Source organism: Bacillota bacterium (genome assembly GCA_012837285.1).
GTDB lineage: Bacteria > Bacillota > DTU030 > DUMP01 > DUMP01 > DUNI01.
This window is the reverse complement of the sequence record DURJ01000034.1, coordinates 1-21,449: the sequence shown is the minus strand read 5'-3', so window position 1 is coordinate 21,449 and position 21,449 is coordinate 1. Positions and strand designations below refer to the sequence as shown.

Annotated in this window: 19 protein-coding genes; 8 read left to right on the top strand and 11 right to left on the bottom strand. The window is 53.8% G+C overall.

Annotated features, from left to right (window positions below):
- Positions 1 to 22 precede the first annotated feature (22 nt).
- Together GX016_02105 and GX016_02100 are read left to right on the top strand one after the other, a co-directional pair.
- Positions 23 to 919 carry a DMT family transporter gene (locus GX016_02105; protein ID HHT70358.1) on the top strand — a complete coding sequence of 299 codons (897 nt, stop codon included), beginning with the start codon at positions 23 to 25 and terminating at the stop codon, positions 917 to 919.
- Between the two features lie 180 nt (positions 920 to 1,099).
- Positions 1,100 to 4,072, top strand: a complete 2,973-nt coding sequence (locus tag GX016_02100) for a diguanylate cyclase (GenBank protein ID HHT70357.1) — start codon at positions 1,100 to 1,102, stop codon at positions 4,070 to 4,072.
- Here the strand turns inward: GX016_02100 and GX016_02095 are convergent.
- From GX016_02095 to rpmH, 10 genes are all read right to left on the bottom strand, one after another.
- Positions 4,032 to 4,682 (bottom strand): S-layer homology domain-containing protein, encoded by a 651-nt coding sequence (locus GX016_02095; GenBank protein HHT70356.1) that lies wholly within the window; start codon positions 4,680 to 4,682, stop codon positions 4,032 to 4,034. The two genes, GX016_02100 and GX016_02095, sit on opposite strands and share 41 nt — an antisense overlap.
- Before the next feature lie 187 nt (positions 4,683 to 4,869).
- A complete protein-coding gene (gene noc / locus GX016_02090) occupies positions 4,870 to 5,721 on the bottom strand; it encodes a nucleoid occlusion protein (protein ID HHT70355.1) in 852 nt (283 codons plus the stop codon).
- Between the two features lie 111 nt (positions 5,722 to 5,832).
- A complete protein-coding gene (gene rsmG / locus GX016_02085) occupies positions 5,833 to 6,576 on the bottom strand; it encodes a 16S rRNA (guanine(527)-N(7))-methyltransferase RsmG (protein HHT70354.1) in 744 nt (247 codons plus the stop codon).
- Positions 6,569 to 8,458, bottom strand: coding sequence for a tRNA uridine-5-carboxymethylaminomethyl(34) synthesis enzyme MnmG (gene mnmG, locus GX016_02080; GenBank protein ID HHT70353.1), 1,890 nt, complete (start codon positions 8,456 to 8,458; stop codon positions 6,569 to 6,571). Before mnmG ends, rsmG begins: the two co-directional genes overlap by 8 nt.
- A 22-nt stretch (positions 8,459 to 8,480) precedes the next feature.
- A complete protein-coding gene (mnmE, locus tag GX016_02075; GenBank protein ID HHT70352.1) occupies positions 8,481 to 9,860 on the bottom strand; it encodes a tRNA uridine-5-carboxymethylaminomethyl(34) synthesis GTPase MnmE in 1,380 nt (459 codons plus the stop codon).
- 66 nt (positions 9,861 to 9,926) lie between these two features.
- Positions 9,927 to 10,583, bottom strand: coding sequence for a protein jag (locus GX016_02070; GenBank protein HHT70351.1), 657 nt, complete (start codon positions 10,581 to 10,583; stop codon positions 9,927 to 9,929).
- The gene (gene yidC / locus GX016_02065; protein ID HHT70350.1) at positions 10,570 to 11,208 is read right to left on the bottom strand and encodes a membrane protein insertase YidC; all 639 of its coding nucleotides are present in this window, start codon (positions 11,206 to 11,208) and stop codon (positions 10,570 to 10,572) included. Before yidC ends, GX016_02070 begins: the two co-directional genes overlap by 14 nt.
- Before the next feature lie 35 nt (positions 11,209 to 11,243).
- Entirely contained in the window at positions 11,244 to 11,480 is a 237-nt protein-coding gene (gene yidD, locus GX016_02060) for a membrane protein insertion efficiency factor YidD (GenBank protein HHT70349.1), read from the bottom strand.
- Positions 11,473 to 11,829: a ribonuclease P protein component gene (rnpA, locus tag GX016_02055; GenBank protein ID HHT70348.1), complete on the bottom strand. Its 357-nt coding sequence runs from the start codon at positions 11,827 to 11,829 to the stop codon at positions 11,473 to 11,475. Before rnpA ends, yidD begins: the two co-directional genes overlap by 8 nt.
- A 97-nt stretch (positions 11,830 to 11,926) precedes the next feature.
- The gene (gene rpmH / locus GX016_02050) at positions 11,927 to 12,061 is read right to left on the bottom strand and encodes a 50S ribosomal protein L34 (GenBank protein HHT70347.1); all 135 of its coding nucleotides are present in this window, start codon (positions 12,059 to 12,061) and stop codon (positions 11,927 to 11,929) included.
- Positions 12,062 to 12,534: 473 nt separating this feature from the next.
- Here rpmH and dnaA point away from each other — a divergent pair, with 473 nt between their 5' ends.
- The 6 genes from dnaA (at position 12,535) to gyrA (ending at position 21,047) form a co-directional block, all read left to right on the top strand.
- On the top strand, positions 12,535 to 13,830 hold the full coding sequence (dnaA, locus tag GX016_02045) for a chromosomal replication initiator protein DnaA (GenBank protein ID HHT70346.1): 1,296 nt from the start codon (positions 12,535 to 12,537) through the stop codon (positions 13,828 to 13,830).
- Between the two features lie 237 nt (positions 13,831 to 14,067).
- Positions 14,068 to 15,174, top strand: coding sequence for a DNA polymerase III subunit beta (dnaN, locus tag GX016_02040; protein ID HHT70345.1), 1,107 nt, complete (start codon positions 14,068 to 14,070; stop codon positions 15,172 to 15,174).
- Positions 15,175 to 15,184: 10 nt separating this feature from the next.
- Entirely contained in the window at positions 15,185 to 16,294 is a 1,110-nt protein-coding gene (recF, locus tag GX016_02035) for a DNA replication/repair protein RecF (GenBank protein ID HHT70344.1), read from the top strand.
- An 18-nt stretch (positions 16,295 to 16,312) separates the two neighbouring features.
- Positions 16,313 to 16,561: a DUF370 domain-containing protein gene (locus tag GX016_02030; protein HHT70343.1), complete on the top strand. Its 249-nt coding sequence runs from the start codon at positions 16,313 to 16,315 to the stop codon at positions 16,559 to 16,561.
- 131 nt (positions 16,562 to 16,692) lie between these two features.
- Positions 16,693 to 18,606 (top strand): DNA topoisomerase (ATP-hydrolyzing) subunit B, encoded by a 1,914-nt coding sequence (gyrB, locus tag GX016_02025; GenBank protein HHT70342.1) that lies wholly within the window; start codon positions 16,693 to 16,695, stop codon positions 18,604 to 18,606.
- Positions 18,607 to 18,620: 14 nt separating this feature from the next.
- Positions 18,621 to 21,047, top strand: coding sequence for a DNA gyrase subunit A (gyrA, locus tag GX016_02020; GenBank protein HHT70341.1), 2,427 nt, complete (start codon positions 18,621 to 18,623; stop codon positions 21,045 to 21,047).
- Between the two features lie 56 nt (positions 21,048 to 21,103).
- Here the strand turns inward: gyrA and GX016_02015 are convergent, their stop codons facing one another.
- Positions 21,104 to 21,322: a hypothetical protein gene (locus GX016_02015; protein ID HHT70340.1), complete on the bottom strand. Its 219-nt coding sequence runs from the start codon at positions 21,320 to 21,322 to the stop codon at positions 21,104 to 21,106.
- Positions 21,323 to 21,449 lie beyond the last annotated feature (127 nt).

The following is a 21,449-nucleotide window of genomic DNA, read 5'->3' as shown; positions in this document are numbered from 1 at the left end:
GCTTGCTGAAGAAGGTGTCACTATGAACTATCTCCGCCCAGCCACTGACCCCAAAGGTGACCGGACCGTCTTAGCCGGTATTTTTCTAGCCCTTGTCTCCGGACTCGCCTATAGCAGTGAAGCCATTGCCGCCAAGCTCCTGTATGCGCAGGGACTGTCACCCTTGGCTGTCCTCACCTGGCGCTTTCTGTTGGCGGCCCTAATCTTAGGCTTCTGGGCCCACCGTGAGCAGCCCGTTCCAATTGAATCTGCACAACACCAGCTACTGGCACTGTTGGGGTTATCCCAGGCAGTTACGGTCCTGTTCCTCTTTTATGCCTTTGTGTATATACCGGCCGGGCTGGCTGTATTTCTCTTTTATCTCTATCCCACCTTGGTTACAGCCCTGGAAATGGTCTTTCTCGGTGTACACCCGGACAAGAAACGAGTAATGGCTTTGTTGCTTACCCTGACCGGCCTGCTGGTAATTGCCGGGCCGGTTCTGGGCGCTGTATCGTGGCCAGGCTTTGTCTGTGCTGTAGCTGCTGCCTTAGGTAACGCTGTCTTTTTGCTCCTAGGCGGTCGCTCCCTGGACAAGCTGCCGGTACTGACGGTAAGCGCCGGCACCACCTGGTGGGCGACGCTGTTGTTTTTCCTCACAGCTCTGGTAACTGGGACCCCGCTCAGCTTTCCCCGGGACAGCTCAAGTTTGGGCCTGTTGCTGTTTTTGGTTCTGGTTCCGTCTGTCTTAGCCCTCACCTGCCTCCTCGGTTCCATCGCCCGGCTCGGACCGGGCCGCACTGCCATTGTGGCCACCACCGAACCCTTTTTCACTGTTCTGTTAGGTTTTTTTATCCTGGGCGAGCACCTTCAGGGGAGTGAACTCCTAGGTGGCATCCTGATTGTTCTGGCCGTTTTAATTGAGCGCAGTGGCAACTAACCGCTACCAATCCAGGTGCCCCCGGTGCAAGTGACCGGTTCGGTTAAGCCACCGGGCACGTTTTTTGGTAAATTTCGTACTTAACTGGCGACAAAATATACCACTGATGTTAAAATGGACATACAGCTAACGGTAGCACTTATCAAGTAACCACTTACTGCTTTTAGGAGAGTGCAGGGATTGAGAAAAAGATGGGCTCTTGTTTTATGGTCATTCTTATTCCTGATGGTTCTCGCCGGCTGCTTGCCGGGAACAGGAAAGGTTAGTCAAAAGCCGCGGGCTGTGGACGGAGTCTTAGATCTTAGTGCCTGGAACTTTGAGCGGGATGGTACAACTGGTCTCGATGGGGAATGGGAGTTTTATTGGGGCCAGTTGCTAGAGCCCACGGACTTTATGCCCGGAAAAAAGACCGATAGTGCTAACCTAATTGATCTCCCCCGCTCGTGGAACGGCTACCTGGTACAGGACCGAAAATTGTCGGGTAATGGCTATGCTACCTTCCGGCTAAGGATAAGAGGCCGTGATTTTGACACACCGTTAGCACTTAAGGTGCCGATTATGTGCACCGCGTACAAGCTCTGGGCCAATGGAGAACTACTGGCGGAAAACGGTCGGGTGGAACGCAGTCGCCAGGGGATGGTTCCGCAATACCGACCGCAAATTGTCTCCCTCAATTCGGGGCAGAACAATCTGGAGTTGGTGGTCCAGGTTTCTAATTACATGCACCGCAAAGGCGGTATCTGGGAAAGTATCAGGATTGGGACCGAGGAGCAAGTACGGAGCCAGCGCGACCTGAGGTTGGCCTTTCAGCTCTTGTTATTCGGTAGCTTCTTGGCCTTGGGTATTCACTACCTGGGTTTGTCAATTGTCCGGCGCCAGGAGCGGTATGCCATCTATTTTGTTCAGGCCTGTTTCTTAATGAGCCTGAGATTGCTGCTGGTGGGAGAGATCTTCCTGATTCAAGTGTTCCCGGATTTTAGCTGGGAGTGGGAGCTGAAACTGGAGTACCTTACATACTACTTAAGCATGCTAGTGTTACTTCTGCTCCTTAAGGCCTTGTTTCCGGCTGAGGTGTCGCCCACAATACAACGGGTTACAGCGGTTCTCAGTCTGAGCTACAGCGCCTTGGTACTGCTTACCCCGGCCCACATTTACACCCACACACTCACCAGTTACCAACTCTATACCATGTTTCTGGTGTTCTATTTTATTTATGTCTTAGCGGTAGCCAGCAGACGCCAACGAGAAGGCGCGCGCTTTATGTTGGTGGGGGGTATTATTTACTGTGCCAGCATAATCTATGATGTCTTCTTTGCCAATTTCCGAACCTTGGTTATCGGTCACTTGGCACCACTGGGGCTGTTTATGTTCCTGTTGGCCCAACACTTAGCCTTAATGGGCCGTTTGGCAGCAGCTTTTTTCCGACTGGAAGACTTGTCGGAACGCCTACTTACCCTGGACAAAATGAAAGATGAGTTTCTCGCCACCACTTCGCATGAACTTAGAACCCCTCTAAGCGGTATCCTGGGAATTGCAGAATCAGTGCTAGACGGTGTCTCCGGCCCTTTGACTGACAATCAAAAGCGCAATGTATCTTTAATTGTGGCCAGCAGTAAGCGCTTATCTATCTTAGTGGACGATATTATGGACTTTTGTCGGTTAAAGAGCAAAGACATAGACCTGGAACTTACCCCTGTTAACATACACCAGGTGGTAGATCTGGTGATAGAGGTCTGTCGTCCTTTGATTCTAGGAAAAAGTCTGGAACTTAAAAACCAAGTCCCAAAGGACATCCCCATGGTACAAGCCGATGAAAATCGTCTGGCGCAGATTCTATACAACTTGATTGGTAATGCCATCAAGTTTACCCCGTCCGGGTCAGTTACTGTTTCTGCCTCTCAACAGAACCGTCTGCTGGAGATAGTGGTGGCCGATACCGGCATCGGTGTTTCTGCCGACCGGTGGGAAGACATTTTCCAGCCTTTTCAGCAGGCGGACGATTCTATTGCCAGCCAATATGGCGGTACAGGGCTAGGGCTGAGTGTGTCTAAAAGCTTGGTTGAGCTCCATGGCGGCACCATTTGGGTGGAGTCCGAGCCAGGTCTGGGATCCCGCTTTCACTTTACGCTGCCAACCAGCACCGGTGAATTGGATCTTGTTAGGGACCAAGAGCCGGCGCCGCTGCCGCTTCTTAGCCCGCCGGTTCAGCCACTGACAATAGAAACAGCCGTGTCCCAAAAGGACAGCCCCGGCCACCCGTTGATATTAGCGGTAGATGATGATCCCATCAATCTTCAGGTATTGGTGAATCAACTATCCTTACAAGGCTACCGCCTGGTCACTGCTACCAGTGGCCCTCAGGCCCTGTCTATCATCGACCGAGCGCCCGCCAGTTTTGACTTAGTGATTCTTGATGTAATGATGCCCATGATGTCCGGGTACGAAGTTTGTCGCCGCCTGCGCCAGAAGTTCTCGTTGTTTGAACTACCGGTGCTCATGCTCACAGCCAAGAACCGACTGGATGACATCACCGCCGGGTTTGAAGCCGGGGCCAACGATTATATCGCCAAACCGTTTGATAAAAATGAGTTGCTGGCTCGAGTACACACCCTCTCCACCTTAAAGGAATCGGTTGCTCACGCCATGATTAACCACCTGTTGGCCACCATTGATGACCTCACCGGCCTGCATAACCGGCGCTTCTTTTTCCAGGTGGCAGAACAGGAGGTTAAGCGAGCCAAGACTTACGGCTTCCCCCTGTCACTTATCATGTTGGACCTCGACCATTTCAAAGAGATTAATGATTCCTACGGTCATTCCGGGGGCGACGATGTCTTGCGAGCGCTAGCCGAAAGATGCCGGACCCTGCTTCGCGACGACGACATCCTGGTTCGGTACGGCGGCGAAGAGTTTGTTGTCCTGCTGACAAAAGATCTGCCCGCAGCCGAACAAGTGGCAGAACGCTTACGCCAAGAAATTGCCGCCCAAGGGTTAGTCACCAGAGCGGGGAATGAAGTCTTTATTACCGCCAGCTTTGGTCTGTCCACTCTTAACAAAGATATCCCGGACCTGACCGGCTTACTGGAGAAAGCGGACCAAGCCTTGTACCAGGCTAAGCAGCAGGGACGAAACCAAGTGGTTGCGCTGAAATAATAAGCCCGGCACTGACCTCTAGCCAGGCCTTGAGCAGGCACGCCGCTTCGGCCCGGGTAAGCGGTGCCTCTGGACGCAAGGTACCATCAGGGTAGCCGTTTACAACCCCTGCTGCCAGCATCAGCTCCCACGGTGCTTCCAACCCCTTGGCCTCCAGTTTTTGCCAATCACTGAACCGTGGCAGGTGTACCAACGGGCCCTGGCCACCTCCGGGAATAAAACCCAGCAGGTTACCAATCTTCATTAGGCCGCCCACAGCGTAGCCGCGGGTTAACACCGACCGTGGTCCCTCATGTTCCGGCACCGTGTAGGCATCAACCCAAAAACTTAGGTACTCATCTTTAGCCCAATCCATTCCTATTTCTAAGGCCACAGCCTGCCGTACCCATATTTGCCACTCGAGCGGACTTATGGCCTCGTCCAGTCTGGCGGTTGCAATATCGGCCAACCCTGGCTCTGGCTCAGCACCTATACCCAGATCCACCAGCGCCTTAACCGATCCAAAGGCCCAATGCTGCTCTTTAGCCACCACCGACGGGGCCAGAATCGTTATTGCCGCCAGAACACATATAATACTTACCACGCGCCCTAACTTATTTTCTACAATCATGGTGATCAATACACCCCTTTCAATAAGTAGGGAACAAGCCCCGTCTTGTTCCGTTTGTTATTTCGCCGCCTACGTAATCCAGCGAAATAGCTACGGCGGCGGGCTGACACTAGGCTCAGCTCGCACCCGAGGGGTGTTCCCTACAGAGGATTAGAGATGCCTTGGTAGAGCCATAGGCTGCCGATTCCTATGACGACCGGGGGGCGTTGCCGGCCGTTGCATAGGCGGGCACCGCCTGGTCGTCTTTTTGCTTGGGAACCACAATACTGATTTCCCAACTGTTGTCCGTTTCCCGCTCTTTAACAGTAACCTCCAAGCCCGCCTGTCTCAACTCCGCTGCCGCCCGGCGGACACTGTTGATAAACAGGCGAATGTCTTTATAAACCCGAATAAACCGAGCTTTTTTTTCCTTCGGTTTGGTCTCGCCCAAAATCCGGGCGATCAGTTGTTCCGTGGCCTGCACGGTCAAGTTTTCGCTGACGATTTTCTCCGCCACTTTTTCCTGGGTTTCTGCCTCCGGTAACCTTAATAAAGCCCGAGCATGTCGTTCGGTGAATATTTCCCGGGAAATATTGTGCCGAATGCTGTCGGGGAGTCTTAGTAGCCGTAACTTATTGGCGATGGTGCTCTGGCTCTTACCCAACCGTTGGGCCAGCTCTTCCTGGGTAAGATCAAATTCGCTCAGCAGGCGCGCATATCCCTCTGCTTCCTCCCAAAAAGAGAGGTCCAGCCGCTGTAGGTTCTCCAGTAAGGCCAGAAGGCCCATATCCTCATCATCCAGTTCGCGCACCAGCGCCGGGATGGTAGCTCGTCCCAGCAGACGAACGGCTCGCACCCGCCGTTCGCCGGCGATAAGTTCATACCAAGAATTGCTTTTGGGTCGCACCAGTACCGGCTGCAGTAGCCCGTAAGTTTCGATGCTGGCCGCCAACTCCTTTAGTTCTCGCTCGTCGAACTGCCGCCGCGGTTGATAGGGGTTGGCCCGAACCCGATCGATGGGAATCTCCCGTACAGTGGCACTGCTAATCCCTTGATCCATCAGACCAAGAAGTTTCGTTATCCGTTCTTTCATGGCGGGCACCGCCTTATCAGTCGTTCAATACCCATATTCGCCAAGTGGTAGAAAATTCCTGCTGCCTCAGCCTATTTCCTACAGGGGGCGCTTGCCTGGGCGCCCCGGGCCCCGGGGGTACTTAGCCGGAGTGGGGGCTATCTTGTCCACCAACACCAACGTCCGGCGCTCTCCTCCCAGGAGGGAAAACTCTTTTACTTCTCTGAGCTCGCCCCCCAAGACTGTGAGCGCCCGCTGGCCCGCCTTAATTTCCTCGGCCACCTGTGGCCCTTTGTAAGCAACAAAACAGCCGCCCACAGACAGCAACGGCAGACTGAGTTCCAATAAAACCGGCAGCGACGCCACTGCCCGCGCAGTAGCCAAGGCGAATTGTTCTCTAAACTGAGCTTCCTGTCCCAACTCTTCGGCTCGCCGGTCGATAACGTTAACCCCGGTTAGTTCCAGCCGGGCTACGGTCTCCTGCAAGAACGCCGCCTTTTTCTTTACGCTCTCCACTAATGTAACTTCCAGCTCCGGCCGGGCGATTTTCAGCGCCAGCCCCGGTAAGCCGGCCCCGCTGCCAACATCCACCAAATTGGCTGCCTGGGAAGGAAGGTGGGGAAGCAGCGCTAACGAATCGACGAAATGTTTCCGGATTACTTCCTTGGGATCAACAATGGCGCTCAGATTGAAGCGCCGGTTTTGCCGCTCCAGCTCCTCACCGAAAGCGATTAGCGCCTCTATTTGGCTCGGCGCCAGTTGAATACCCACCGCCTGCCCTTCATGGACAAGCAAATCCCCTAAGCGGGGATCGGTCCAGTCCATCCTGTTCTCTTTACCCATCCCGGCTTCTCCCTCCGCCCCGCAGGTACACCATGAGCACAGCTACATCGGCCGGCGACACCCCTGGGATTCTACCTGCCTGGCCTAAAGTTCGCGGACGTATCAGGGCCAGCTTCTCCTGTGCTTCCCGGGACAAGGCCTTAATCTGGCCGTAATCCAGTTGGCTGGGTAGCACCTTTTCCTCCAGCTCCCTCATCTGCTCCACCAAGCGTTTCTCTTTCTCTATATAAGCGGCATATTTTATTTCCGCCTCCACTGTGTCCGCGGCCGCTCCCGACAACCCCTCCGGCGGCGGTGCCAGCCGGCTAATGTCGCTGTAACTGAGTTCCGGCCGCCGGAGCAAAGCCGCCAAACTGATGGGGTGGGTTAGGGGAGCACTGCCCAGCTCCTTCAAGGCAGCGTTTATGTCAGCGCTGGGAGTCAGTTGTTCTTGTTCCAACCGGGTAATTTCCCCTTGAATCCACGCCCTCTTGGCTTGGAAGCGCTCGTATTTTTCCGCCGGCAAAAGTCCCACCTGATACCCGTACGGAGCCAGCCTGAGATCGGCATTATCGGAGCGGAGCAGTAACCGGTGTTCAGCCCGGGATGTTAGCATACGATAAGGTTCTCGGGGTCCCTTGGTGACTAAATCGTCGATTAATACCCCGATATAGGCCTCACCTCGGCCCAGCACCAACGGCGGCTGTCCTTGAACATAACGGGCGGCATTGATCCCAGCCATAATTCCTTGCGCCGCCGCTTCTTCGTAGCCTGAGGTACCATTCACTTGTCCGGCACAGAACAAGCCCCGTACTATTTTGCTCTCCAGCGACGCAGTCAACTGCGTAGCCGGCAGATAATCGTATTCAATCCCGTAACCGGGCCGCAGCATTTGGGCCTGTTCCAGCCCGGGGATAGAGTGCAGGACCGCCACTTGCACCTCCTCCGGTAGGCTGGTGAACAAGCCGGTCAGGTAGACTTCATCGGTGTTCCACCCTTCCGGCTCCAAAAACACCTGATGAGCGGGCCGATCCGGGAAATGCTTTACCTTGCCCTCGATGGAAGGACAGTAACGGGGCTCTGCGTCGGGCAAAACATCCACGGAAAACGGCGATCGCTGCAGATTGGTTCGTATTATCTCATGGGTCCGCTCAGTGGTATATGTAAGCCAGCACGATAACTGGCGCCGCCGCCGCGGCTGGTTCCAGACCGAAAAGCTAAGCGGTAGCTTACTGCCGCGCTGTTCTTTCAGTTGGCTGTAATCCACGCTCCGCCCGGAAATACGCGGTGGGCTGGTAGTCCGGAAGCGCCCGGTCTCGAAGCCCCGTTTCAGCAGTGACCGGGTCAATTCCTGGGCCGCCGGCTGACCTTGGGGGCCGCCGCTGAATTTCAACTCCCCCACGAAGACTTCGCTTCTAAGATAGACGCCGGTGGTCAAGACCACTGCCGGGGCATTGTACACAGCGCCGGTCTGGGTTCGTACCCCCACCACCCCGTCAGCCCCGGTGAGCAATTCCGTTACCGCTGCTTCCCGCACCACTAAGTTAGCCGTGGCTCCCAAGGTCTGCCACAGGCGCCGCCGGTACAAACTTTTATCACAAACAGCCCTTAAAGCCCGCACCGCCGGACCCTTACTTATGTTCAGCACTCTAATTTGTACATAGGCTTTGTCGGTGTTATTAGCCATCTCGCCGCCCAGGGCGTCAATTTCACGGACCAGATGCCCCTTGGCCGGCCCACCCACCGACGGGTTGCAGGGCATTAAAGCTATATGCTCCAGGCTCAGCGTGGTCAGCAAGGTGCGGCAACCCATGCGGGCCGCAGCCAAAGCAGCCTCGCAACCGGCATGTCCGGCCCCCACCACAATAACATCATAATTGGAGTAACCAGGTCGTATCCTCATCTTTTCCCCCCGCGCTTTGACGTCATTTTCCTAAACAAAAATCTTGAAAAATGCGATGAACCAACTCCTGATCCACTGTCTCCCCGGTTATTTTCCCCAACTCCAACCTGGCTGCGCGCACTTCGGTACTAATAATATCATAACCAAACCCCGCTCGAAGCGCCATCATGGCTTCCTCTAAGGCGTCTCGCGCTCGGCTCAGGGCTTCCAGGTGGCGCCGATTGCTCACGCTTACGTGCTCCACTCGTTGTCCATTGCCAACGGCAAAACGGATAATGGTGTCCTCAAGCTGCTCCAGTCCCTGTCCCTCCTTCACCGACAGGGGTATCACTTCTTCCCGGGGAAACCGCCGCTTAACTTCCGCCGCGGTCAGCACCTGGCCCACATCAATTTTGTTCAGCAAGAGCAAAATCTTCTTTCCCTGGCAGAGGGAATAGATAAGCTGATCCTCGTCTTCCCACGGCCGCTCGGCATCCAGTACCATCAGCACCAGCTCTGCCGCCGCCAACTGCTCTTTGGCCGCCTCCACTCCCAGCCGCTCCACTATATCGCTGGTTCTTCTAATGCCGGCTGTATCCAGTAACCGCAGCGGGAGTCCAGAGAGGTTAATCGTCTCTTCAATAACATCCCGGGTGGTCCCCGGTATGTCAGTTACCAACGCCCGCTTATGCCCTACCAGGACATTCAACAGACTGGACTTACCCACATTAGGCTTCCCAACTATTACTGTGGCCAATCCCTCGCGCCAAATCCGTCCCTGTTCCCCTTCGGCAATCAAGCCCTCCACCTCGGCCACCAAGCCCTGCAACCGGGAGGTCAGCTCAGCTCCCTCAAGTTCCGGTACTTCATCGTCGGGAAAGTCAATCCCCACTTCCAGCCGCACTTCCAATAACAATATCTGCTCCCGCAAAGACCGAACCCGCTCGGACAGCCTGCCTTGGAGCTGTTGTTGGGCCAGGCTCAGGTTAGCCTCGGTGCTGGCGCGAATGATATCACCCACAGCCTCAGCTTGGGCCAGATCCAAGCGTCCGTTTAAGAACGCCCGCTGGGTGAATTCCCCCGGCTGGGCCAGCACAGCCCCGGCTGCCAGCACCTCTTTCAGCACCGCCGCCAGAGCCACCGGTCCGCCGTGGCACTGCAGTTCTAATACATCTTCCCGGGTGTAAGAAGCCGGGGAGCGCATCACCAACGCAATGGCCTCATCGATCACTTTTCCTCCGGCCGGCTCCGTCACCGTGCCGTAGCGGGCACTGTAGCTGGGCTGGTCACTTACTTTACCGCCGCGGCGGGGACGAAAAACACGATCCCCAATGGTAAAAGCCTTCGGTCCGCTGATGCGCACAATGCCAATACCCCCAACACCCACAGCCGTAGCGATAGCCGCTATGGTTGTCTTTTCCATAACCATCCCTCCGGGAGAAAAAAACCCAGCTCCCAACGTGCTGGGTTATCGTCATTCCGTTTCAATTCAGACATCCCGCTTCGGCCTGTAGCCAGAGCTCTTGGCTTTGGTTGGGTTCACCACTACCCGCCGATACGGTTCTCGTCCTTCGCTGACGGTTTCCACCTCTTCTTTGTCCTGCAAGGTAAGGTGAATAATGCGTCTGTCGGCCGCCGACATGGGTTCAAGCCTAATGGGACGCCGCCGTTCCAGCACTCGCTCAGCAGTTCGCTCTGCCAAGTTCTCCAGGGTAGCTGTCCGCCGAGCCCGATACCCGGCTACATCCAGCATCACCCGCTCTCGCTCCCGTACGCCTTTGTTGGCCACCAGGTTGGTCAAATACTGCCAAGCATCCAAAGCTTGTCCCCGGCGGCCGATTAGCATGCCCACGTTTTGCCCTTCCACCTGGATTTTGACCCCTTCGTCATCTGTGGTCCCTGTCACTTCAGCCTCGATGGCCAAGGTATCAACTACCTCTTCTATGAAGGCCTGGGCTCGGTTCAATAGGTTTTTCTTCTCTATCACCCGGACTCTAGCTGGACGCCCACCGAGAATTCCCATGAATCCCCGGCTTCCTTCTTCTATTACTTCTACCTCTACTTCTTCAGCGGTCAAATTTAGTCGTGCCAGTGCTGCCTCTACTGCCTCTTCCACCGTCCTACCTGTTTCCTCAATGTCCCTCATCTTTTGCCAGCTCCCCCTTTGACATCAGTGACCGCGAATCCCACCACTGTTGAACCACACTCACCGCGTTTTGTACTACCCAGTAGAGCGCCAATCCGGCCGGGAACCGGGTGGCCATCCAGCCGATAACCAGTGGCATGGCCGCCATCATTTGAGCTTGTTTAGCATCGGTGGTCATCTGTCGTTGGGAAATGTATTGCGTAATTACAGTTAAGATCGGCAAAATGTAGAGCGGATCTTTTTGGCCCAAATCGGTGATCCATAAGAAGCCGGCGCTATCCACCGGATAAGGATAAGTACGTAAGATACTGAACAGAGCAAACAAAATCGGCAGTTGAATCAGCATGGGCAAACACCCGCCCAAGGGGCTGACGCCGTGTTCACGATAAAGGGCCATCATCTCTTTGTTCAACTTTTCCGGCTGGTTTTTATACTTCTTCTGCAATTCCTGAAGTTTAGGCTGTATTTCTTTCATCGCTAACATGCTCTTGGTCTGGCGTCGGGTCAGCGGCCATACCAACATCCTAATCAGCACCGTTAGCGCAATAATGGCCCAGCCATAGTTGTGGAAGTAACTGTACAAAAACTCTAACACCCAAAATAACGCATCGCCCAGGGCTTTCACTCCCTACCCCTCCTTGTCCCCTTAGCTGGACGGGATCAAACCCGCCTGTTCGTACCGGTCTGCGGTACGGGATCGTAACCATTGGCACCCCATGGGTGACAGCGAAGCAGGCGTTTTAGCGCCAAGTACCCACCCTTAAGACAGCCGTAGCGAACGATCGCTTCATAGGCATAGGCTGAACAGGTGGGAACATAGCGACAGTGCGGAGCCAGCAGCGGGGACACAAAGCGGCGATAACACGCTATGGCATAAAGCACTGCTTTCTTAACCATTCCGCTGTCCTCCTTCATCAGTCAGAAGCCCAGCTTGGCCACAAAGACGCCGCACCTCTTCACTGAGCGGCCAAAAACCAACTGTCAGCGCTCGTGGTCGGCCTACTAACACTAGATCATAACCCGGTTTAAGCTGGACTTGAAGCTGGCGCTGTATTTCTTTTAAGCGCCGGCGGACTAGATTCCGCTTTACAGCGCCACCTACCTTCTTGCCCACAGTAAAGCCTGTACGCGTTGCCTGTCCCGGTCGGGGCAGGACATAAAGCACCACATAGCGGCCAACATACACCTGTCCATGTTTATAGACGGTCTGAAATTCCTTATTCTTAGTCAGCCGTGCCATTCTCACCGGACTTTGCCCCTTTGCTTTTTGTCTGCTTAACACAAGAAAAGGGGCCAGGTCCAACTTCCTGCCCCGCCTAATCCTCACAGCTTGTCACCACTAGTCAGGCGGAAAGTCTTTTCCTGCCTTTAGCGCGTCGCCGGGCTAGAACTTTACGCCCACCTCTGGTACTATTTCGCGCCCGAAAACCATGGGTCTTTTTCCTGTACCTCCTACGCGGTTGATATGTCCTTTTCACCTATATTTTCTTCCTTTCCCACTCTTTTTCCTGCCCACTATAGGAAAATTATACTTGAGCCCCCTAGCACTGTCAAGCTCAAGTGCCGGCCACCAAAATCCACCGTAAGACCTTTGTCCCGGTTGCTGCCTGTGGATATCTATGTTATCATGATCCTGGAGTTGTCAAAAACACCCTCTTTTACCAGGGATTTTTCCCTATTGTCCGCAGGTTTATGCACATTGTGTGGATAAACCTGTGTATAACTAATTCTACTCTCGTAAAAATGCCCGCTAGCGATGATTCAATATTGAAGGTGAGGGAGGTGAATAACCTGGTTTCTGGCCCGGGCACCGGTAAGAAAACATGGTGACCGTGCCGTCTGTCATGAGGACAGATGCAAAACCGACTCCGAGTAGCCGAGAGGTTTTGGAAACCAGGGTAGACCATTGCCCCAAGCAGCAGGTGAATTGTGGAAACGCGCTTTAGACCTAATGGAACACGAGTTGGGCCGTACCAGTTACGACAATTGGCTGCGGCCAACCCGCGCCGTGGCGATAGTAGGCAATAATTTATTGGTGGCCGTGCCTAATCCTTACACACGGGAGTGGCTTGAGACTTCTTACTCCAGCCTGATCGCCCGCGCCTTAAAGGAAATCGGTGCTGCCGAGCTGCACGTTCATTACTTAATTCCCGGCGACGAAGACGAGCACCCAGCGGTACCAGCGGTAAGCACCCCGGCCTCTTTGGCAGATGAGCGTCCTTATCTTAATCCTAAATATGTTTTTGACACTTTTGTGGTGGGCAACAGTAACCGCTTTGCCCATGCCGCTTCCTTGGCCGTGGCTGAGAGTCCGTCACGGGCTTATAACCCGCTTTTTATTTACGGCGGCGTCGGTCTGGGTAAAACTCATCTCATGCACGCCATTGCCCATTATATTCTGGATCAATCGCCGCTGAATCGAGTCGTTTATGTTTCGTCTGAAACCTTTACGAACGAACTTATCAATTGTATTAAGGATGATCGTATTAATCAGTTCCGGGCTAAATACAGGGAAAAAGATGTGCTCCTAATCGACGACATTCAATTTCTAGAAAAGAAGGAACGTACCCAGGAAGAATTTTTCCACACCTTTAATGCTCTCTACGAAGCCAGTCGCCAAATTATTGTTTCCAGCGACCGGCCGCCCAAAGAACTATCCACCTTGGAGGATCGACTGCGGTCCCGCTTTGAGTGGGGACTTATCACCGACATCCAGCCCCCTGATCTGGAAACCAGGATGGCAATCTTACGGAAGAAAGCCCAATTAGAAGACCTGTCGGTTCCGGACGAAGCCCTGGAGTATATTGCCCTGAGAATAACCAGTAATATCCGGGAATTAGAAGGCGCTCTTACTCGTTTATTGGCTTATGCCCAACTGCACGCCGCTCCCATTACTATGGACCTGACTCAAGCTGCCCTTCAGAATATTCTACCGGAGAAGAAGCCCCAACCAATAACTATTACCCGTATTCAGGCGGTGGTGGCGGAAGAATTCAACCTGGAGCCGCAAGATCTGTGCGCTAAGCGGCGCACTCGCAATCTGGTGGTCCCGCGTCAAATTGCCATGTATCTGTCTCGGGAACTCACTGACGCTTCGCTGCCGAAAATAGGCGATGAATTCGGCGGCCGGGACCATACCACCGTTATGTACAGCTGTGATAAGGTAGCCTCGGAGCTGAAAAAGAACGGTGAACTGCGCAACTTGTTGAATAAACTCACGGCCCTTTTACGGGACAACGCTTCATAAGTAGTGGGGATAAGTATTTCTCTTCCAGTTATCCCGAAGCTCTACACAGCTATTCCCCAGTTAAGTTTAATTTTCCCCCAGGCAAATATTAACCTCTGCTTCGTCGGCCGCCTTTTTTCCTTATTATCCACAGGCCCTATTATTACTACTATACTCTTTATATTGTAATCTTTATATATACCTCGTAATTATAAGCCCTGTGGAAAAGCTCTTTTGTTCGCAAGGAGGGACTAAACAATGGAGTTTATCGCTAGTAAAGACAAGTTTCTAACTGCCGCCCAGAACGTTTTGCGGGCGGTGCCTTCTAAGGCCGTGCGCCCGGAACTGAGCGGTATTTTACTTACGGCTGAGAACAATAGTATTACTCTAACCGGTACCGATTCCGAACTCGGTATAAAGTGTTGGTTTGAAGCTCAGATTAGTACTGAAGGAGAGGTGCTACTGCCGGGGCGCTATTTAGTCGACGTCCTCCGGCGCTTACCACCGGGTCAGCTATCCTTTCGGTCCGAACCCACCACTGAACATGTATTTATTACTTCCGGTGTAGCTAACTTTGAATTACTCACCTTGGTGGGAGAATTCCCTCCCTTAGAGCCGGAGAACCAAACAACCGTAGCTTCCGTACCGGAGTTGACTTTGCGCAGCGGCATCAGCCAGGTAGCTTTTGCTGCTGCTAGGGATGGGTTGCGCCAACTCCTAAATAGTGTTCTCTTATCGATGGGAGCAAACGAAATGCGTCTGGTCGCCACCGATGGGCACCGCCTGGCGGTAGTAGATCCTTTAGAGGTCGGCGAAGACATGACTAGAGACTACTTAGTGCCGGTGCGTTGCTTAGAGGAAGTGTCCCGCCTTTTTTCCGGGGGGGAAGAAGTGCAAATTACGGCCTCGGAAAAACAGATTGCTTTTCAAATAGCTAACGCCTTGGTTATCTCTCGGCTGGTGGAGGGAAAATACCTCCCTTATGAAAGCGTTATTCCCACCCAGTTTTCCTGGCAAGCCACAGTGAATCGGACTGAATTTCTGTCGGCGCTGGAGCGGGCCCAGGTGTTCTCCTCCGAGAAAGTCAACGCTGTTAACCTCAAACTTACTTCCGCGGGGCTGGAAGTGTTTGCTCAAAGTGCAGATATTGGCCGCCTTGAGGATCTGGTAGCCGGTGAAATAAGCGGATCGGAATTAGAGATCTCTTTTAATGTGAACTATTTGATCGAGCCGCTGCGGGTGTTGGCGGCAGAAAAAGTGGTGCTGGAATTCAGCGGCGCCGAGAGTGCGGCTCTCCTTAGTCCTTATGGCTCCAAGAACTACCGCTACCTGGTGATGCCCATCACCACCAGGGCCACACCGTGAGGCGAGGAGCGTGCAACTGTTACGGCTGAATCTGGTTAATTTCCGCAGTTGGAAAGAGCTTTTGTTTGAGCCTGTTGCCGGGCTGAATATACTTTGTGGCGGCAATGCCCAAGGAAAAAGCAACTTACTGGAGGCCATCTTTTTTTTGGCTACGGCCAAATCTTTTCGCACTTACCGTGATCGGGAATTAGCTCATCGGGGCGGTCCGGCCTTGGCAGTGGGCGGTCAGGTGCAGTCTGCTAGCGGAGAATTCTCGCTGGCTGTGCAGTGGACGGAAAACGAGGGCAAAAGTTTCACTTTAAACCGCCAACAGCAAGGCCGCCTGGCCGATTTATTAGGGCACCTGACCGCGGTGGCTTTTGCTCCGGAAGACTTGAGCCTAATAAAGGGTGGGCCGCAGCAACGGCGGCAGGCGCTTAACTTCCTGCTGTTGCAGACTAACCGCTCCTATTATTTTTATCTGCGGGAATTTAACCGCATTTTAGCGCAACGAAATACCTATCTCAAAAGGTTAACACCCAGCCCAGGCAATGAAATCTTGCTGCAGGCTTGGGATGAACAATTAGCCCAGTTCGGAGCCGAACTCATGGTACGGCGGCAGGAAGCTTTGACAGCCATGGCCCCGTGGATTAAAGAGTATAATTTCCGTCTGGGCAACAACAAAGAACTGGCGGTTTCTTATCAGCCTAATATTGCTTTGGCCGCGGGTTTTGACCTGGCTGAGGCTGAAGAAAAATTTAAGGCCACCTTATTACTCCGCCGGAAAGAAGAATGGCGGCGCCGCTTAACCTTGAGCGGTCCCCAGCGAGATGAAGTGCAAATTCTGCTGGACCAACAAGAACTGAGGACTTTTGGCTCCCAGGGAGAGCAACGGCTGGCAGCTCTGGCCTGGAAATTAGCCGAAGCGGAATACATTAAGCGCCGAACCGGACAAGATCCCATCCTGCTTCTCGATGATGTCTATTCGGAACTGGATACCAAGCGGCGCCGCTTTCTAACCGCGGAGGCGGGCCGGGGCAATCAGGCTTTTATTACCACCACCGAACCAACAGAGAATCTACCCGGTGGTGCCGCTGCCGTTTGGCAGGTGGGTTCAGGCAGTATTAAACGTCTACTTTGAGAGAAAGGGGCCAGGTAAATGTTCCTTCATATCGGTGGTGACGTATCGGTTCCGGCTGAGGACATTATCTTAATCTTAGATTTAAAGAGCGCCGGCACAGGTGTGGCCACAAAAGAGTTTCTTGAAATCAGCCACGATGAAGGGTTAGTTGCGGAAGTGGGCGGAGCCGAACCTAAATCCCTAATCCTCACTGCGAAACGAGCTTACTTGTCGCCAATTTCTTCTCTCACCCTAATGGGCCGATCAAGGAACCTGCTCAGAATCTAAGTTGCACTTCTTCAGCGGCCAGACAGTGAAACCCGGCCGCTTTTATTGTAGCTTGTCTTTTCCTTATGATATAATTAAAGTTGTGGTTTAGTGACAAATAGAGGAAAATAACCAGGGAAAGGGGTGGAACATTGGCCCACAGTAACAACAATGGTGCGCGCTACGATGCCAGCCAAATCCAGGTACTGGAAGGATTAAAAGCCGTTCGGCTGCGCCCTTCCATGTATATTGGAAGTACCGGGGCGCGGGGCCTGCACCACTTAATCTATGAAGTGGTGGACAACAGTATCGACGAGGCCTTGGCTGGTTTTTGCTCTCATATCGAGGTGACGCTCCACCCCGGCCATCTGGTGGAAGTCATTGACGACGGCCGCGGTATTCCAGTGGAGATTCAAGCCCAGGTGGGCCGACCGGCGGTGGAAGTGGTGCTGACCATGCTCCATGCCGGGGGCAAGTTTGGGGGAGAAGGGTACAAAGTCTCCGGCGGTCTGCACGGGGTGGGAGTGGCCGTGGTGAATGCCTTGTCGGAGTGGCTGGAAGTGGAGGTGCGCCGCGACGGGCATGTTTATCAGCAGTCTTATCGCCGCGGCCAGACCACCGGCGAACTCAAAATAATAGGCGAGGCTAAGGAAACAGGAACCACCATCAGATTTATTCCTGACGGAGAGATATTCGAAGAGCGGGAATTTTCCTTTGACAGCCTGGCCCAACGCTTTCGCGAGTTAGCCTTCCTTTGTCAAGGGCTAAAAATAACCCTCAAGGATGAAAGTACCGGTCAGGAAGTCGAGTACCAGTTCGAAGGCGGTATTGTGGAGTTCGTCCGTCATTTGAATAAGAATAAAGACACCTTGTTCGATCCGCCGATTTACTTTAAACGCGAGCGTGATGATGCTGTATGCGAGGCAGCTCTACAATACAACAACGGTTATACCGAAAACATCCTTACTTATGCTAATAACATCCATACTCAAGAAGGGGGCAGCCACGAAACAGGGTTCAAGAGCGCCTTAACGCGGGCTATTAATGACTATGCCAAGAAGATCGGCACCCTCAAAGAAAACGACCCCACTTTCAGCGGGGACGACGTCCGGGAAGGTTTAGTGGCTGTGGTCAGCGTTAAGCTTACAGATCCCCAATTCGAGGGCCAGACCAAAACCAAACTGGGCAACACCGACATCCGCGGTTTTGTGGATAGTATGGCCAGTGAAGAACTGACCACCTTCTTCGACGAAAACCCGGCTGTGGCCAAGAGCGTGATCGACAAAGTGGTGGCTGCATCCAGGGCCCGGGAAGCGGCTCGGCGAGCCCGAGAACTTACCCGCCGCAAAAATGCCCTGGAAGTTTCGTCTTTGCCGGGGAAGTTGGCTGATTGTACTGAGCGCGATCCCATGCATTCGGAATTATTCCTGGTGGAAGGGGATTCAGCCGGCGGCTCGGCCAAACTGGGGCGGGATCGATCATTCCAGGCTATTTTGCCGCTCCGGGGTAAAATCTTAAATGTGGAAAAAGCGCGGCTGGACAAGATTCTGGCCAACGCTGAAATTCGCTCTATGATCACCGCTTTGGGCACCGGGATCGCCGAAGAGTTTGACCTGAGTAAAGCCCGCTATCACAAAGTTATTATCATGACCGATGCCGATATCGACGGGGCTCACATTAGAACCTTGATTTTAACCTTCTTTTACCGCTACATGCCTAAACTCATTGAAGCCGGCTATGTCTATATCGCTCAACCGCCGCTCTACTTGGTCCGAAAAGGGCAAACCCTAGAGTATGTTTACGACGACCATAAATTGGAACAGGTTCTGAAGCGGATTGGCCGAGGCAACGTTGCTATTCAGCGCTTCAAAGGCCTGGGGGAGATGAACGCTGATCAGCTGTGGGAGACCACCATGAACCCCGATACAAGGACCTTGCTGTTGGTTACAGTGGAAGACGTCCTGGAAGCTAATACCATGTTCACCACTTTAATGGGGGATAAGGTGGAGCCGCGGCGCGAGTTTATTCAAGAAAATGCCCGTCTGGTACGGAATCTGGATATTTAGAAAGGGCGGGGCAGATGACAGATACGTTGTTTAGCCGGGTGATACCGGTGCGAATTGAAGAAGAAATGAAGCAGTCTTACCTAAACTACGCCATGAGCGTAATTGTCGGCCGGGCACTTCCCGACGTGCGCGACGGGCTTAAGCCGGTGCACCGGCGCATCCTCTACGCTATGAGAGGGCTGGGGATGACGCCGGACAAGCCCCACAAGAAATCAGCCCGGTTAGTGGGCGAAGTGCTGGGTAAGTACCATCCCCACGGGGATGCTGCTATCTATGATGCCATGGTGCGACTGGCCCAGGACTTTTCCAGCCGTTATCCGTTAGTGGACGGACACGGAAACTTCGGCTCCATTGACGGCGATTCCCCGGCCGCTATGCGTTATACCGAGGCGCGCATGTCCCGCTTGGCCCTAGAGATGCTGCGCGATATCGATAAGAATACAGTGGACTTCACCCCTAACTTTAACGAGGAATTCGAAGAGCCCACGGTGCTACCCTCCCGGGTTCCCAATCTGCTCATTAACGGTTCCTCCGGGATTGCCGTGGGTATGGCCACTAATATTCCGCCCCATAACTTAGGGGAAGTAGTAGACGCTTTAGTCATGCTCATTGACAACCCGGACCGTTCCATCAGTGATCTGATGGAGGCCATAAAGGGTCCCGATTTTCCCACCGGCGGCCTGATTCTGGGTCGGCGGGGGATTAAAGCAGCTTACACCACTGGACGTGGGTCCATTAAAGTGCGCGCGGCGGCCAAGATCGAGGATATGAAAGGCGGACGGTACCAAATCATCATCACCCAACTGCCTTATCAGGTTAATAAGTCACGGCTGATTGAGAAAATAGCGGAGTTGGTCCGGGATCGGAAAATAGAAGGTATCAACGCCTTGCGCGATGAATCAGGGCGCGAGGGTATTCGCATTGTGATCGAATTGAGACGTGATGCCAACCCGCAGATTGTGCTCAACCGGCTGTACCACCAAAGCCAGTTGCAGACCACTTTCGGGGTCATTATGCTGGCCTTAGTGGACGGAAAACCGCGGATTTTAAACCTGAAAGAGGTGCTGGAGTGCTACCTCAAGCACCAGCGCGAAGTAATAGTGCGGCGCACCAAGTACGATCTGGAGAAGGCGGAAGATCGGGCTCATATTCTGGAAGGTTTGCGCATTGCCCTGGACCATATCGATGAAATCATTGCCTTAATCAGGGCCTCGCAAGGCACAGAAACCGAACTCAGGGACAGCCTGATGGAAAGGTTCGGTCTCAGTGAGAAACAAGCCCAGGCAATTTTAGACATGCGACTCAAACGGTTGTCCGGTCTGGAGAGAGATAAGATCGAAAGCGAGTACAAAGAACTGTTAATGACAATTGAGTACCTGCGCTCGCTGTTGGCCAGCCCGGCCATGGTAGATCAGGTTATCGAAAAAGAGCTAATTGAATTAAAAGAACGATTCTCCGACCAGCGCTGCACTCGCATCACCAGCGAAATCGGAGCTTTGGAACCGGAAGATCTGATTCCGGAAGAAAAGATTGTGGTCACGGTGACGGCGGAAGGCTACGTGAAACGTCAACCGGTAGCCACTTACCGCAGCCAGCGGCGCGGTGGACGCGGAATCCTGGGCACCGGCACCAAAGACGAAGACGGAGTGCAACATCTGCTCACCGTGAGCAACCACGACTGGATCTTGTTTTTCACCAACCAGGGGCGAGTACACCGGGTGAAAGGCTACAAGATACCGGAAGCCGGCCGCCAGGCTAAAGGCATACCGTTGGTGAACCTAATCGCCTTAGATGCCGGTGAACTGGTGACGGCGGTCCTGGGGGTGCGCGATTTTACCGAGGGCGGATTCTTAGTTATGGCTACCAGAGGCGGCACGGTGAAGAAAACGGCCCTGACCGAATATGACACGGCGCGCCGGGGCGGATTGCAGGCTATTACCCTGGACGAAGACGACGAGCTGATCTATGTCCGTCGCACCGACGGCCAGCGAGAGCTTCTGCTGGGGACGCGAGGCGGCATGGCGATTCGCTTCTCCGAGAAAGATGTCCGGGCCATGGGTCGATTGGCGCGTGGAGTTCGCGGCATTAGGCTGGATCCAGGCGATGAAGTGGTCAGCATGGACGTACCGCTGGCCGGCGCCGATTTGCTGGTGGTCTGTACCAACGGCTACGGCAAGCGGACACCCCTGCCTGAATTCCGTCCCCAGGGAAGGGGCGGCAAGGGTCTTATTGCCATTCGCACCTCCAAACGTAACGGGCCGGTGGTGGAGATGAGAGTGGTCCGGGAAGATGACGATCTTATGCTGATCACCGCCGGCGGCGTTATTATTCGCATCGCCGCCCGGGATATCCCTAAGCAAGGGCGGGCCGCCCAAGGCGTAACCTTGATGCGACCCGATGAAGATGATACGGTGGTGGCTCTGTCCAGGGTGATAGAATAAGAAAACTTCAGGCCATCCCTAAACTTATGTTTTGGGATGGCCTTTTTTGGCCCTTATCAGCAGTTGTCACCGTAGCGGTAGCGTTGGTGCAGCCGGTTGGCCCCGGCACCCGCTGGGTAATACTTTGGGCCGTTGAGATCGAAAGAACTGGTCACACTGCTCTTAATCACAATCTCGGCCGGCTCGGCATTATCCGGAGCGCCTTGCCAGCAGGCGGTGTCGAAAACATCGCTCTCTATCGTGACCTCAGTATAGATATGGAGCCTGATAATCATTTTAGGAACCTGCTTTCTAAAGTTTTGTTCCGCAGTTCCCACAGAACTTGGTCCCCGCTGGATTTTCCCCGCCGCAGCCGGGACATTTGCTGTTGGCTATCGTGGTCATGGAGGCCCCGCATTCGTT